Here is a 15917-nt window from a genome sequence, read left to right on the forward strand (position 1 = left end):
TTACTTTTTTTGGGGATAAAAAAATAATAGGAATGATACTGTGCTCAGGTTATATCGTAAGCCAAGTAAGGGGTTAATAGGAGTAGATATTAGTTCGACTTCTGTTAAGGTATTGGAACTTTCTGTTAAAAACAATCGGTATTGGGTGGAGAGCTATGCACTAGTCCCATTACCAGAAGGAAGTGTGGTCGAAAAAAATATATTGAATCCAGAAGCAGTTGGTGATGCCCTTGAGCGTGCGGTAAATTTGGCCAATGTTCAATCGACAGACGTAGCACTGGCAGTTCCGACGTCCATGGTGATTACTAAAATCATTGAAATGGATGCCGATATGAACGATGACGAACGTGAAATTCAGATTCGTGATGATGCTGAGCAATATATTCCATTCCCATTAGATGAAGCGAGTTTGGATTTTGAAGTCCTTCCAGACCGTTTAGCCAATCCTAATCGTGTCAATGTACTTCTCGTTGCAACCCGCATCGAAAATGTAGAGGCGCGTGCCGAAGCATTGGAGTTGGGTGGTTTAACGCCTAAGATTGCCGATGTTGAAAGTTTCGCCATTGAAAATGCATTCAAAGTCTTTTCAGATACGCTTCCAATGGGTGTAAACACCGTTGGGATTCTGGACATCGGTCACACCATGACCACCTTATCTGTCATGCAAAACAATAAAGTCATTTATACGCGTGAGCAGGTGTTCGGTGGTAAACAGCTGACTCAAGAAATTCAAAATCGTTATGGTTTGTCTTTTGAAGAAGCTGGACGCGCCAAAAAAAGCCGTACCCTGCCTGACGACTATGATATTGAAGTGCTTGAACCCTTTCTTGAAGCTGTGGTGCAACAAGCAGCACACTCTTTGCAGTTCTTCTTTTCGTCCTCTCAATTTAATGAGGTCGACCATATTTTATTGGCAGGGGGGAATGCCAATATTCCAGGACTGGCGAAGTTATTACAACAAAAATTAGGTTATCGGGTCACCATTGCTAACCCATTTTTACAAATGGGCTTTTCTCCACAAATCGACATTAAAAAAATTGAAAATGATGCTTCATCACTCATGGTGGCATGTGGATTGGCATTGAGGAGTTTTGATTAATGGCAAAAATAAACCTACTCCCTTGGCGTGATGCATTAAGAGAGAAACGAAAAAAAGAATTTATTGCCTATTGTGTTGGGGCTGCATTAGTTGGGGTTTTAGCTGTTGCTTTAGCTTGGTTCTTTTACAGTCAAAAACTGGAAGATCAAGAACAAGCCAATCAGTTGGTGGTGAGTACCAATCAAAACTTAGATGTCCAATTAAAGTCATTGGAAGGTCTGCAAGAGCAGCGCAATGCGATTGTTGAACGGATGAAGTTGATCCAAGGTTTGCAAGGTCAACGCCCTGTGGCTGTGCGTTTGGTCGATGAAATGGTACGCGTTACACCGAGTAATATGTACATTACTAAGTTTGTGCGTACAGGTGATAAATTTACCATTGAAGGTAAAGCGGAAAGCCCGAATACAGTTGCGGAATTCTTACGTAATCTCGAAGCATCGGCGTGGTATCGCAATGCCTTTATGAATTCATTCTTGGTTGCTGAAGAGAAAAAAGATAAAGCACTAAGTTCCATCGTGCCACGTATTGAAGAAACCTATGGCACCTTTGTGGTCACGGCAGATTTAGATGAGATTGCACAGCCAGTAGCGCCTGATGCGACGACACCTGAAGCCGCAAGCACAGTTAATAATTCAACAGCGGGGGCAGCACAATGAGTCGCGATGAATTTGAAGAATTAACATCAGAAAACCATGCTGTAACCAAGAAGAAAATGACGGTTGATAAGTTTTTTCAACAGTTTAATACCTTAGATCCAAACAATTACGGCAGTTGGCCCTTTTCAGTCAAATTGACTTGTTGGATCTTTATCATTTTAGTGATTGCGGCATTGGGTTATTTTGTCGTGATTAAGCCGAAGCTTGATGCGATTTCAAATGCACATGCACAAGAGCAAAATTTACTGAATGAGTTTCGTGAAAAAGATTCAAAATTACGTAACTTGCAGCAATATCAAGCGCAATTACAAGAAATGGAAGCCAATTTCAATCAGCAGTTAGAACAGCTGCCGAAAGAAACTGAAATTCCAGGTTTGGTTGAAGATATCAACGTGAGCGGCGTAAATTCTGGATTAAAGTTTAAAAATATTCGTTTAGAGCCAGAAATTCGCCAAGAGTTCTTTATCGAACAGCCGATTTCCATTGAAGCGACTGGCGATTATCATTCTTTTGGTTCATTTGTCAGTGGAATTGCAGCTTTGCCACGTATTGTGACCTTGCATGACTTCGATATCTCAGCATCAAGTAACAATGAGAAAAAGACGGATATTCCGCAAATTTCATACAGTGTAAAGGCTAAAACCTACCGTTATGTCGGGGCGACAGCTGCTACTGGTGTGGAAGATATAGCTAAGGTAGATGCAGGAGGAGCTCAGTAATGAAATATCAAAATCTCATGCTTAGTCTCTGCGTAGGACTCTTCCTTGTCGGTTGTGATTCACGTATAGATGCGGTCAATATGCAAATGGCTGAAATTCGCAATCAGCCACCATTGCCGATTGAGCCTGCGCCAGATTTCCCACCTGTACCGACCTTTAACTATGCTGCGCACCAATTAAAGAGCCCGTTTATGCCAAGCTCGTTAGCGGCTGAACTGAAGATTATGGCTGGAAAGCGTGTCTATCCAAACCTATCTCGCCAATTACAACCCTTGGAAAGCTATGCGATTGAATCGCTTAACATGAAAGGCAGCATGCGCGGACAAAATGGACAAATTTTGGCGTTGATTCAAACACCAGATGGTGAAATTGAACGCGTGCAGCGTGGTAGTTATTTGGGGATGAATCATGGTCGTGTGATTAATATTACTGCCACACAAATTGATTTGATTGAAATTATTCCGGATGGGCGTGAGGGCTATGTCGAGCGCCCGAGAAGCCTAGTATTAATTGGGCCGGCGCCTTAAAAAAGGAAAAGGAATAAAAATGAAAAATAGTGCTAAAGATTTTATATTTGGGGATGGCAATACGATGAACCATATGTTCCGTCAGTTTTCAATGGGTGCAATTGCAATGGCGGTGATGCAGGCTGCAAGTGCGCAAGTCAGTATTACGAATATTGTGCCGATGCAAATTTCGGGACAGGGAACAGAAATTCGTGTCATGTTCAACGGTTTGCCACCACAGCCGCAAGCCTATCAGTTGGAACAGCCATCACGTTTGGTTTTAGATTTTGATAAAGCACAGCAGAGCTTAAAACAAGGCCGTATTGCCGTAGCAACGGCTGAAGCAAGTACAGTAGATGTAACTTCAGATGCGCAGCGTTCACGTTTAACTGTAAATTTGGCTGATGCCGGTGCATTTACTACACGTGTTGAAGGTAATACCTTTATTCTGAAAATTAACTCAGCGAACCCAGTGCTAGCAACACCTGTTGCTGCGGCACGTTCAGAGCAAGGTATTTCGAATATTGGCTTCCAACGTGGTTCAGACGGCGAAGGCCAAGTTGTCATTGATTTAAAAGGCAGCAATACCCCTGTCGATGTGAAACAACAAGGCAGTAAAATTGTGGTGCGCGTTTTGGGGAATAAAATTCCTGCCCACTTATCGCGCCGTCTCAATGTGAATGATTTCGCAACGCCTGTATCGACCATAGATGCACAAAACGATGGCAGTAACGGCCTGATTACGATTCAATCGAATGGCAGTTTTGAATATATGGCTTATCAGGCAGAAGATAAGCTCACTATTAGTTTGAAGCGCCCTGAAGATAAAAATCCAATGAAGCCTAAAGCACCAAGTGCTTATACGGGCAAAAAGATTTCTTTAGATTTTCAAGATATTGAAGTACGACGTGTATTACAGCTCTTAGCTGATTTTACAGGCATTAACATGGTGGCTTCTGACACAGTACAAGGAAATATCACCTTGCGCCTTAAAGATGTTCCGTGGGATCAAGCGCTTGATATTATTATGAAAACCAAGGGTTTGGACAAGCGGCGTAATGGTAATGTGATTTGGATTGCCCCTGTAGCTGAACTGATCAAATCTGAGGATGATGAAGCCAAAGCCATTGCACAAAGTATTAAACTTGCACCGATTCAAACTGATTATATTCAGTTGAGCTATGCGAAAGCTGCTGATGTTTTAAAATTGCTAGAAGACTCTCGAAATAGCAAAGGGGCGGCATCTAACGGTACTGCTGGCACAGACTCACTGGCATTAGAAAGCTTGCTGAGTTCACGTGGTAGTGTGGTTGCTGATTTACGAACCAATACTTTAATCATAAACGACACATCACAGAATATTGATAAGATTCGTCGCATGATTGATTTGCTTGATGTTGCGGTGAAACAGGTGATGGTTGAAGCCCGAATAGTAACCGCACAAACAGATTTCTCTCGCGAATTAGGTATTCGTTGGAGTGCGCAAAAACTCAATAACAATCCTGTGTGGGGTGGGGATTTCCAACCGAGTTTTGATTTAGGTGTGGATCTGACAACAGCGACAGCAGGAACGTTTAATTTTGGATTGCTGAAAATTTCAGATTATATGTTGAACCTTGAGCTAACGGCACTACAAGCAGATGGTCACGGTGAAGTGTTGTCAGCTCCTAAAGTTTTAACAGGTGATAAGCAGAAAGCCTATATTCTACGTGGAGATCAAATTCCTTACCAAACTTGGAGTGCGGATACAGGAACAACAACTAGTTTTGTTGATGCGAATTTGAAGTTAGAAGTCACGCCAAGTATTACACCTGATGGTCGCGTACAAATGTCGCTAAAAATTGAAAAAGATACTATTGGTAGACTAACCGCAGCGGGTTATTTGATTAATACCAATGAACTTGAAACCAATGTTTTGGTGGATGATGGTGAAACAGTCGTACTTGGTGGTATTTTTGATGACATTAAGCAAAATCAATATGAGAAAGTTCCATTTTTTGGGGATTTGCCTGTAGTGGGTGCTTTATTTAAAAATAACACCAAATCTAGTGCGCAAACTGAGTTATTGATTTTTGTGACACCACGAATTGTTAATGACAGTGTTTCAAGAAATCATTAATATATTTTCAATTTGAACAAATCTAAAAGGTGACTCCTTGCCAAGCAAAGAGTTTGAAACCCTACCAAATATTTATTTGGTAGGGCCTATGGGGGCTGGAAAAACAACGGTAGGACGACATTTAGCTGAACTGTTAGGACGTGAATTTCTTGATAGCGATCATGAGATTGAGCGTAAAACAGGGGCAACGATTCCATGGATCTTTGAAAAAGAGGGTGAGCTTGGATTTCGTAGTCGTGAAACGGTTGTAATTGATGAGTTAACCTCTCGACCCAACTTGGTCTTGGCCACAGGTGGTGGGGCGGTGACTCAGGCTCCAAATCGCGCATTTCTCAAACAACGTGGTATCGTTGTTTATCTTTATACTCCTGTAGAGATTCAACTACAGCGAACCTATCGTGATAAAAATCGTCCACTGCTTCAAGTGGAGAATCCTGAACAAAAGTTAACTGACTTGCTCAGCGTTCGAGATCCTTTATATCGTGAAGTTGCCCATTATATTATCGAGACCAATCAAGGGGCTGCACGTGATCTCGCGCAGCGTATATTAAACTTGATTCTTGTAAAGTAGTTTTGATTCAGTTTTGAAGTGATTTGATCCATGCAAACCTTATATGTTGAACTTGGCGAACGCCGTTACCCGATCTTTATTGGTAGTGATTTAGATCCGAAAGCTTTACTTGAGCCGTATATTCATGGTCGCCAAGTGATGATTGTGAGTAATGAAACGGTCGCGCCTTTGTATTTAGCGCGTTATGTGGCTGCAATTGAGGCGCTAGGGAAAACAGTTGCAACGTGTATTTTGCCTGATGGTGAAAAATATAAGAATATTGAGCACCTCAACCTGGTTTTTGATGCATTGTTAGCGTCAGGTTTCAACCGTGATTGTACAGTTTTAGCTTTAGGCGGCGGTGTGATTGGTGATATGGCGGGCTTTGCTTCGGCATGCTTCCAGCGTGGGGTTTATTTTATTCAGGTGCCAACGACACTTCTGTCACAGGTTGATTCGAGTGTCGGTGGTAAAACAGGGATTAATCATCCGCTGGGTAAAAATATGATCGGGGCATTTCAACAACCGCAAGTGGTCTTGGCGGATATGTCTCAACTTAAAACGCTGCCAGCACGTGAGTTATCCGCGGGTTTGGCAGAAGTGATTAAGTACGCACTTTTGGGCGATGCTGACTTTCTCGCTTGGTTGGAACAACATATGGATGCTTTGGTGCAAGGGGACGAAGCTGCACTGGCTGAAGCTGTTTATCGTTCTTGTGCTCATAAAGCGCGTATTGTTGCCAATGATGAAAAAGAACAAGGTGAGCGTGCTTTATTGAATCTTGGGCATACCTTTGGACATGCGATTGAATCGTATCTAGGCTATGGTGAATGGCTCCATGGTGAGGCTGTGGCAACAGGCATGGTGATGGCAGCAGATCTATCGCAGCGTATGGGATGGATCAGTGCAGAAGATTTGGCGCGTACAAAAAATATCATTCAACGTGCGAATTTACCGATAGTATGTCCGCAGATTCCCCTTGATGACTTTTTAGCGTATATGGCTCATGATAAAAAAGTTTTGAACGGGCAGCTGCGTTTGGTTTTGATGCAAGCGGTAGGGCAGGCCATCATTACCAAAACATTTGATGTAGAATTGATGAAACAGGCAATTTTAGCCAACCAAGAACAGGCATAACTTTATTATGGCAACAACCCTTCGAACCCAGTGGCAGACAAAGCAAAATTATATTTGGCTTGCATTTGGAGGGGTATGCTTGTTTGGCGCCTTAGTCTTTTGGGCTATTACAGATCAAGAGACTGTGGTTGAAGTTGAAAAAAAGGCTGAATCTGAAGTTGAGTTACAAATTCAGCCAGAAAAAGTCGCAACCACCGCACATTTGGGCTCATTTATTGATGAAGTAAAACCTTTGGATATGACGACACGTGTGGTGGCCATTGCACAGCATGAAGCTGAATTTCGTGGGACCAAATTTATTCAGGAAAATAAAAAGAACAGTACAGTTGAACTGTTTAGAGTCTCAGAAGAAGCGATTATTAAGCGCTTTTTGCAAAGACAATCTGATCGTCAAGCTTTTAACTATTTAAGACTGACGGGTGAAAACCAAATTGAGCAATATGTGCTGATCTATGGTGTGTATAAAAATGCCAATGAGGCGCAAAAGGCATTGGCGGATTTAAAACTGACGTTGCCGAAGTCGGTGCAACCCAAAGTTGAAAAAATTGAAAGTTATGCTGAATATGTCAATGACCTCGGTTCTGATGAACTTGGCCTTAGCAATAAGCTCTATGCTGTGCAGTTGAAACCAGCCGCTGTGCCCGTGATTGATGAAGCTACTCTTGCTGCGCGTCAACAAGCGGCACGTGCAGCAGTTGCACAAAATAAACAATCGACAACATCGACGACGGTTACTCGTCGTGATGCGGATGGAAATGTGGTTGATGTGCAAAAGTCACAAACAACCGTAGAGAATGCGCCACAAAATAAAACAAATGAACCTGAAGTGACCGACCCATTTAATTAAAATTGGTTCATTATGGCGCATCAAAAAATGTAAATTTCATATACGCACAAATATGGTGCAATAAATGGATTGACCTCGAACTTTATTTTTACTTAAAAAACACAAACCTAATAAAACTAAAGCGCTTAACACACAAAATAAATAATTGGCACAAAACTTGCTTTAATGGTGCATGAATTGAGTTGATGTCACTGTTTTGGCGCAAAAAAGATTCGATTTATGAGCGAAATAGTAGCGGCCAAGTGCCTTAAATAAGTGCGTGACTGCTGCATACATTTTTTCAATTAAGACATGCATAAAGACGAAAATCAGTCTATCTTGGGTGTGAAGAAAAAATGCTGTACTTCAATCAGAATCTGAATATGAGTCAATTGAACGAATCGGCAAGAAGTAATTAGATTGTTAGACGCCCGACAGGGCCTGTAGAAAGAAGGGTACGCTATGCACATGCCATCGCCTAATACTGTAGCTCCCGCTCAAGGTTTATACCAACCGGATGAGTTTAAAGATAACTGTGGTTTTGGTTTAATCGCCCATATGCAGGGTGATGCAAGCCATGATCTTGTCAAGACCGCTATGCACAGTCTGAGCTGTATGACCCACCGCGGTGGTATTGCTGCAGATGGTAAGACAGGGGATGGTTGCGGTTTACTCTTAGCAATGCCAAAACAGTTTTTCCGTGAAGAAGCGAAAAAAATCAGTGATATTACACTCAGTGAGGTTTTTGCTGTCGGTACGGTGTTCTTAAGCCTCGATCCAGCAATTGCAGCACATGCAAAACAAATTCTAACTAAAGAAATTGAATCTGAAGGTTGCCGAGTATTGGCGTGGCGTGTGGTCCCGACCAATAACGATGCTTTGGGTTCGATTGCGATGCAGTCACTTCCTGCATTTGAGCAAATTATTGTGAACTGCCCAATGGGTGTGTCTGAAGTTGAGTTTAACCGTAAACTCTTCTTGGCACGCCGCCGTGCAGAACAGCAGCTCAGCAATGACTCATCATTTTATGTAACTACATTATGTTCAACAGTGATTAGCTATAAAGGCTTGATGATGCCTGAAGCGATTGCTGACTTCTATACAGACTTGGCAGACCCACGTCTTGAGTCACATATTGTGGTGTTCCACCAACGTTTCTCGACCAATACTTTGCCGCGTTGGCCTTTGGCGCAGCCATTCCGTTATCTTGCGCACAATGGTGAAATTAATACCATTACTGCGAACCGTAACTGGGCGATGGCGCGTACGCCAAAGTTTGAAAACCCATTATTGCCTGGTTTAACTGAGCTAAACCCAATCGTGAACCGTACTGGCTCGGATTCTTCAAGCTTAGATAACATGCTTGAAATTCTGGTGGGCGGCGGTATGGACTTGTTCCGTGCATTGCGTATGTTGGTTCCGCCAGCATGGCAGAACGTGGAAACTTTAGATGCCGATTTACGCGCATTCTATGAGTTTAACTCGAAGCATATGGAAGCGTGGGATGGCCCTGCTGGTCTCGTGATTCAAGATGGTCGTCATGCAATTTGTATGTTGGATCGTAATGGTTTACGTCCAGCACGTTGGGTGATTACCAAAAATGGTTACATCACACTGGCATCTGAAATTGGTGTGTGGGGCTACGAGCCTGAAGATGTGATTTCTAAAGGTCGTGTCGGTCCAGGTCAAATTTTAGTGATTGATACCTTCACAGGTAAAATGCTCGACACTAAAGATGTCAGCACGCATTTGAAAAAAATGCGTCCTTACCGTGAATGGTTACGTGAAAACTCGGTTCGTGTACAAGGTAGTCCAGAGCTTGAAGAATATTTATGTGATCAAGGCTTAAAAGGCGACGACCTTAAAGCATCACAAAAAATGTTTATGGTGACCTTTGAAGAGCGTGACCAATTGCTTCGTCCAATCGCTGAAAGCGGTCAGGAAGCAGTGGGTTCAATGGGTGATGATACGCCAATGGCAGTTTTGTCTCGCCAAGTACGTCATGTATCGGATTACTTCCGTCAACAGTTTGCTCAGGTCACTAACCCACCAATCGACCCATTACGTGAATCGATTGTGATGTCATTGGAAACGTGTTTAGGCCGTGAGCAAAACGTTTTTGAACAAAGCCCTGAGCATGCGGATCGTTTGATCATTTCAAGCCCAGTGTTGTCAAATTCGAAAATGCATCAAATCCGTACGTTGGGTCGTAAGGGTTATGAAATTGCAGATATCGATTTAAATTATGCGGAAGATGAAGGTCTAGAAGCTGCAATTGCGCGTATCTGTGAAGAAGCAGCGCAAGCGATTCGTGACGGCAAAACCTTGTTGGTGTTGTCTGATAAGAAAATTCGTCAAGGTTTCTTGCCTGCCAATGCATTGATGGCAACAGGTGCTGTGCATCACTACCTGATTAATGTTGGTTTACGTACGGATGCCAACATTATTGTTGAAACGGCGCTGGCACGTGATCCGCACCAATTTGCGGTTATTCTAGGTTTTGGTGCAACTGCGATTTATCCTTACCTTGCTTATGATGTGATCAATGACTTGGTTGCAAAAGGCGAGCTATTGGGTGACCCAATCCAAGCGCAAGTGAATTTCCGTAAAGGCATTGAAAAAGGCTTGTTAAAAGTTCTTTCAAAAATGGGTATTTCAACAGTTGCCTCTTATCGTGGTGGTCAGTTGTTTGAAGCGGTGGGTCTGTCTGAAGAAGTGGTTTCAAAATGCTTCACGGGTGTACCGAGCCGTATCAAAGGTGCAACCTTTGTTGACCTTGAAAATGACCAAAAGAAATTGGCTGATACCGCATGGAAAACACGTAAACCAATCGATCAAGGTGGTTTGCTGAAATTTGTCTTCGACAAGGAATACCATGCATTCAACCCAGACGTGATCAATGCTTTGCATAAATCAGTGCGTTCTGGTCAATATACAGACTTCAAAGAATATGCTGAGCTGGTGAATAACCGTCCAGTGGCAACAATTCGCGACCTATTAAAGTTAAAAACAGATAACTCGATTGCTCTAGATCAAGTGGAGTCTGTAGAAGCGATTTTACCGCGCTTCGACTCTGCAGGCATGTCCTTGGGTGCATTGTCTCCTGAAGCACATGAGGCGATTGCGATTGCGATGAATACCATTGGTGGCCGTTCAAACTCGGGTGAGGGCGGTGAAGATCCAGCGCGTTATGGCACGATTCGTAACTCGAAAATCAAACAGATTGCATCAGGTCGTTTTGGTGTAACACCTGCGTATTTAACCTCTGCTGAAGTCTTGCAGATTAAAGTAGCACAAGGGGCTAAACCGGGTGAAGGTGGTCAATTACCAGGTGGTAAAGTGAATGGCTTAATTGCACGTTTACGTTATTCTGTGCCGGGAGTGACCTTAATTTCTCCACCACCGCACCATGATATTTACTCGATTGAAGATTTATCACAATTGATCTTTGACTTAAAACAAGTCAATCCTCAGGCGATGGTCTCAGTGAAACTGGTGTCTGAGCCGGGTGTAGGTACCATTGCAGCAGGTGTGGCAAAAGCTTATGCCGACTTCATTACCATTTCAGGTTATGACGGTGGTACAGCAGCATCGCCATTGTCTTCAATTCACCATGCAGGTTCGCCTTGGGAGTTGGGCCTTTCTGAAGCGCATCAAGCACTTCGTGTCAATGACCTGCGCGGTAAAGTTCGTGTTCAAACCGACGGCGGTTTGAAAACCGGTCTAGATGTGGTGAAGGCAGCCATTTTAGGTGCAGAAAGCTTTGGCTTTGGTTCTACACCAATGATTGCTTTAGGTTGTAAATACCTGCGTATTTGTCACCTGAATAACTGTGCAACGGGTGTTGCGACTCAGCAAGATCATTTACGCCAAGAACATTATATTGGCGAGCCACAAATGCTCATCAACTTCTTCACCTTCATTGCTGAAGAAACACGTGAGTGGCTGGCAGCGTTGGGTGTTGCAAGCCTCAAAGACTTGATTGGTCGTACAGATTTGCTTGAAATGCTTCCAGGTGAAACGGAGAAACATGCGCACCTTGATTTGAGCGCACTTCTTGAGTCACATCCTTCTGCGCAAGGTAAGGCGCAGTACTGTGAAGTACAAGGCAATGCTCCATTTGATAAAGGCTTGCTCGCTGAGAAAATGGTGGCTGAAATGCTACCAGCAATTGAAGCTGGGACCACAGGTGAATATCACTTCAGCATTGGTAACTGTGACCGTTCAATTGGTGCTCGTATTTCTGGTGAGATTGCGCGTCGTTATGGCAATCTCAGCATGGAAGCGCACCCAGTAAAAATGAACTTGGTCGGTACAGCGGGTCAATCATTAGGTGTATGGAACGCAGGTGGTCTTCATATTAAACTTGAAGGTGATGCGAACGACTACGTGGGTAAAGGTATGGCGGGTGGTCGCGTATCGATCTTCCCTCCAAAAGGTTCGCCTTTCCAAACCCAAGAAACTGCAATTATTGGTAACACTTGTTTATACGGTGCAACGGGCGGTAAATTGTTCGCGGCAGGTACAGCTGGTGAGCGCTTTGCAGTACGTAACTCGGGTGCTTTCGCTGTAATTGAAGGTGCGGGCGATCACTGCTGTGAATATATGACAGGTGGTATCGTGACCGTCCTTGGTAAAGTGGGTCATAATTTCGGTGCAGGTATGACAGGCGGTTTTGCTTACGTTCTTGACCTTGATAATGACTTCGTTGATCATTACAACCACGAGCTGATTGAGCTGAATCGTATTTCGACTGAGTCGATGGAAGAACATAAAGAGTTCTTAAGCCGTATTTTAGATGAACACATTGCTGAGACTGGTAGTGCTTGGGCGTACAAGATCCGTAACGAGTTTGATTTCTACAGTCGTAAATTCTGGTTGGTGAAACCGAAAGCTGCCAACTTACAGACTTTGTTGAAAACCACTCAAGCTGATCCACAATAATTCCACTACTGCTGATACATAGGCAGGTGCAGACGATAGATAAACGGGCTGCACCTACCCACGGAGAGAGACATGGCAGAGCGCCTAAACAATGACTTTCAATTTCTGGATGTAGCACGCCAAGATCCAGAGAAAAAAGAGATTCAGGTCCGCAAAGCAGAGTTTGTGGAAATTTATAAACCTTTTACAGCGGAAGTGGCAGCAAATCAGACCCACCGTTGTTTAGGGTGTGGTAACCCATATTGTGAATGGAAATGTCCAGTACATAACTACATTCCAAACTGGTTAAAATTGATCGCTGAAGGTCGTATTTTCCAAGCAGCAGAATTGTGCCACCAAACCAACACGCTACCTGAAGTATGTGGTCGTGTTTGTCCGCAAGACCGTTTATGTGAAGGGGCTTGTACCTTAAACGATGGTTTTGGTGCAGTGACGATTGGTAACGCTGAAAAATACATCAATGACACCGCTTTTGCACTGGGCTGGCGTCCAGATATGTCTTCAGTAAAGTGGACAGATAAAAAAGTCGCGATCATTGGTGCAGGCCCTGCGGGTCTAGGCTGTGCTGATATTTTGGTGCGTAGCGGGGTTAAACCTGTTGTATTCGACAAACGCCCTGAAATTGGTGGTCTACTGACCTTTGGTATTCCAGAATTTAAAATGGAAAAAGATGTGATGAAGCGTCGCCGTGAAATCTTCACGGGTATGGGCGTGGAATTCCGTTTAAATACTGAAATTGGGACAGATGTCACCATCGATCAACTACTTGCAGAATACGATGCGGTGTTCATGGGTATGGGTACTTATACCTATATGAAAGGCGGCTTTGCAGGTGAAGACCTTAATGGTGTCTATGATGCATTGGATTTCTTGATTGCCAATGTCAACCGTACTCAAGGTTGGGAAAAAGACCCAAGTGAGTACATCAGTGTTGAAGGCAAAAAGGTGATTGTTCTTGGCGGTGGTGACACTGCAATGGACTGTAACCGTACTTCGATTCGTCAGGGTGCAGAAGTGGTGAGCTGTGCATACCGTCGTGATGAAGAAAATATGCCGGGTTCACGTCGTGAAGTGCAAAATGCCAAAGAAGAAGGTGTGAACTTCTTGTTTAACCGTCAACCGATTGAAATTGTCGGTGAAAATGGCAAAGTCACGGGTGTGAAAGTGGTTACAACTCAACTTGGTGAGCCTGATAGCCGTGGTCGTCGCAGCCCAGAACCAATCCCAGATTCAGAAGAAATTTTACCTGCAGATGCAGTGTTATTGGCATTTGGTTTCCGTACCAGCCCTGCGGATTGGTTTACAAATGTGAATATTAACCTTGATGGTTCAGGTCGTGTAGTTGCGGCTGAACAGCAAACCTATAAATTCCAAACCTCAAATCCGAAAATCTTTGCGGGTGGTGATATGGTTCGTGGTTCAGACCTTGTTGTCACAGCGATTTGGGAAGGCCGTCAAGCAGCTGAAGGTATTTTGGATTATTTAGACATTTAATCTAAATCGTTCAACACAAAAACCCGCTTCGGCGGGTTTTTTATTGATCACTGTTTGCCTGAGATGATATGAAAGAGGTGGATCGGGATAAATCGAAAGAGATCTGGTAGTGTCTGATAAAATGGACGAATTTGCAAACGCACTAAGCATTTTTGCCATATGTGAACGGCCTCTAAATTTAGATACTGAAGATCGCTCGGTTAAATGTTAGGAAATAGACATGACTCAAGTGACGACAGAAAAATTATATCAACATCGTCCAAAAGCTCAGGGTATTACGATTCGACGTTTGCAATTCAACCCCAAAGCCATCCGTCGGCATTATTTTGCCAATTCACCGGTCATGTCGCATTTGCTGACGGCATTGTCTTCGACGTTTCCTATCGGTGAGCAGTTCTTTGTGCATAGCGTACGCAATGTACGTGACCAAGTGAAGGATGACAATCTGCAAGCGCAGATTGCGGCATTTATTGGTCAAGAGGCGATGCATTCTCAAGCACACACTGCATTTAATGCTGCATGGCGCCGTGATGATTATAATCTTGACCGTTTTCAGGCATGGTTGGCGCGTAAAGATGATGATGTGAAAAATCTGCATCCTAAAATTCAGCTCGCAATCACCTGCGCTTTTGAGCATTTTACGGCACTTCTAGGTGGCTATATCTTAAGGCATCCTGAGGTATTGAGTACCTTGGATGATGATGCGGTTAAGCTCTGGGTGTGGCATGCCATTGAAGAAATTGAGCATCGTGCGGTTGCGTTTGATGTATATCAAGATGTCTATGGTGATGACAAGATTCGCTGTTTAATTATGCGCAGTGTAACGACAGGTTTCGCCAGTTTAACTTTTTACTCGGCCAGTCGATTATTTTTACAAGACCACAAAAAGAGTATACCTAAATTGGGCGGGAATCTCTTTGGATTGTATTTGCTGGCGAAGATATTTGTGCAATTGCTGCCAGAATATCTGTCTTACTACAAAACCAACTTTCATCCCTCAGATATTGATTACACCCAGTTGTTGAAATACTGGAAAAGCCGTTTGGCAGAAGACTATCAACTCGAAGGTTTTCAGCAGGAGTTGCACGCGGTTGTTTAGTATTAAATATAAAAAATGAGCAATAAAGACCGAGTGAAGATCACTCGGTTTTTTACTTTTAGCTACTTTAACTAAAAGCAACAAAAGGAGAATCAAATGTGTTTACAATCAGGTTATTGCAATAAATACAAAAGAAAGAGGATAGCTGAATGAATTTTATGAAAAAAACTGCTGTCGTTGTTGCCCTTGCGGGCACGTTAACGCTATCGGGCTGTGGTTATAATACATTACAGGTCAAAGATGAGGCGGTTACAGCTGCGTGGTCGGAAGTACAAAACCAATATCAGCGCCGTGCAGATTTGGTGCCAAACTTGGTGAATGTGGTGAAGGGCTATGCTAAACATGAAGAGCAAGTCCTGACCGAAGTTACGCAGGCACGTGCCAATGTGGCAGGTTTAAAAGTCGATAAAGAAGTATTAGAAGACCCTGCATTATTCCAAAAATATCAAGAAGCGCAGGCGCAAATGACAGGTGCATTGTCGCGTTTAATTGCGGTCTCAGAAAATTATCCAGACTTAAAAGCCAATGAGCAATTCCGTGATTTACAGGTTCAACTCGAAGGCACCGAAAACCGTATTGCTGTGGCGCGTAATCGCTATATTAGTACAGTACAAGACTTTAACTCCTATGCGCGTCAGTTCCCACAAGTCATGACCGCGAAGGTGATTGGTATGGACACCAAACCGAACTTTAGTGCAGAGCAAAGCGCGCAAAAAGCACCAACGGTGTCATTTAACTAGCTGTGACTTAAAGTAATCGCAACCATAG

Annotated in this window: 12 protein-coding genes; all 12 read left to right on the top strand. The window is 43.3% G+C overall.

What is annotated here, in order from left to right; genetic code table 11:
• Positions 1-40 precede the first annotated feature (40 nt).
• The 12 genes from AC4CU2_RS01440 to AC4CU2_RS01495 all read left to right on the top strand — a co-directional run bounded on the left by AC4CU2_RS01440 (position 41) and on the right by AC4CU2_RS01495 (position 15889).
• A complete protein-coding gene (locus AC4CU2_RS01440) occupies positions 41-1099 on the top strand; it encodes a pilus assembly protein PilM (protein ID WP_279731422.1) in 1059 nt (352 codons plus the stop codon).
• Entirely contained in the window at positions 1099-1755 is a 657-nt protein-coding gene (locus AC4CU2_RS01445) for a PilN domain-containing protein (RefSeq protein ID WP_094148571.1), read from the top strand. The genes AC4CU2_RS01440 and AC4CU2_RS01445 overlap by 1 nt, the downstream gene beginning before the upstream one ends.
• Entirely contained in the window at positions 1752-2474 is a 723-nt protein-coding gene (locus AC4CU2_RS01450; RefSeq protein WP_125273592.1) for a type IV pilus inner membrane component PilO, read from the top strand. The genes AC4CU2_RS01445 and AC4CU2_RS01450 overlap by 4 nt, the downstream gene beginning before the upstream one ends.
• On the top strand, positions 2474-3001 hold the full coding sequence (locus AC4CU2_RS01455; protein ID WP_094148569.1) for a pilus assembly protein PilP: 528 nt from the start codon (positions 2474-2476) through the stop codon (positions 2999-3001). Before AC4CU2_RS01450 ends, AC4CU2_RS01455 begins: the two co-directional genes overlap by 1 nt.
• A gap of 19 nt (positions 3002-3020) precedes the next feature.
• Positions 3021-5099: a type IV pilus secretin PilQ gene (locus tag AC4CU2_RS01460; protein WP_094148568.1), complete on the top strand. Its 2079-nt coding sequence runs from the start codon at positions 3021-3023 to the stop codon at positions 5097-5099.
• A 37-nt stretch (positions 5100-5136) separates the two neighbouring features.
• A complete protein-coding gene (aroK, locus tag AC4CU2_RS01465; protein ID WP_062032260.1) occupies positions 5137-5670 on the top strand; it encodes a shikimate kinase AroK in 534 nt (177 codons plus the stop codon).
• Between the two features lie 30 nt (positions 5671-5700).
• Positions 5701-6786, top strand: a complete 1086-nt coding sequence (aroB, locus tag AC4CU2_RS01470; RefSeq protein ID WP_094148567.1) for a 3-dehydroquinate synthase — start codon at positions 5701-5703, stop codon at positions 6784-6786.
• Between the two features lie 7 nt (positions 6787-6793).
• Complete coding sequence (locus tag AC4CU2_RS01475) at positions 6794-7633, top strand: hypothetical protein (protein WP_094148566.1); 840 nt, start codon at positions 6794-6796, stop codon at positions 7631-7633.
• Between the two features lie 447 nt (positions 7634-8080).
• Positions 8081-12556, top strand: coding sequence for a glutamate synthase large subunit (gene gltB, locus AC4CU2_RS01480; protein WP_171293176.1), 4476 nt, complete (start codon positions 8081-8083; stop codon positions 12554-12556).
• A 72-nt stretch (positions 12557-12628) separates the two neighbouring features.
• Positions 12629-14050, top strand: a complete 1422-nt coding sequence (locus AC4CU2_RS01485) for an FAD-dependent oxidoreductase (RefSeq protein WP_490768175.1) — start codon at positions 12629-12631, stop codon at positions 14048-14050.
• A gap of 220 nt (positions 14051-14270) precedes the next feature.
• Positions 14271-15149, top strand: coding sequence for a metal-dependent hydrolase (locus tag AC4CU2_RS01490; protein ID WP_205667520.1), 879 nt, complete (start codon positions 14271-14273; stop codon positions 15147-15149).
• Positions 15150-15298: 149 nt separating this feature from the next.
• Complete coding sequence (locus tag AC4CU2_RS01495) at positions 15299-15889, top strand: LemA family protein (RefSeq protein WP_125273585.1); 591 nt, start codon at positions 15299-15301, stop codon at positions 15887-15889.
• The last annotated feature ends 28 nt before the right edge of the window (positions 15890-15917 follow it).

This window comes from Acinetobacter sp. 797_lipA (assembly GCF_058243025.1).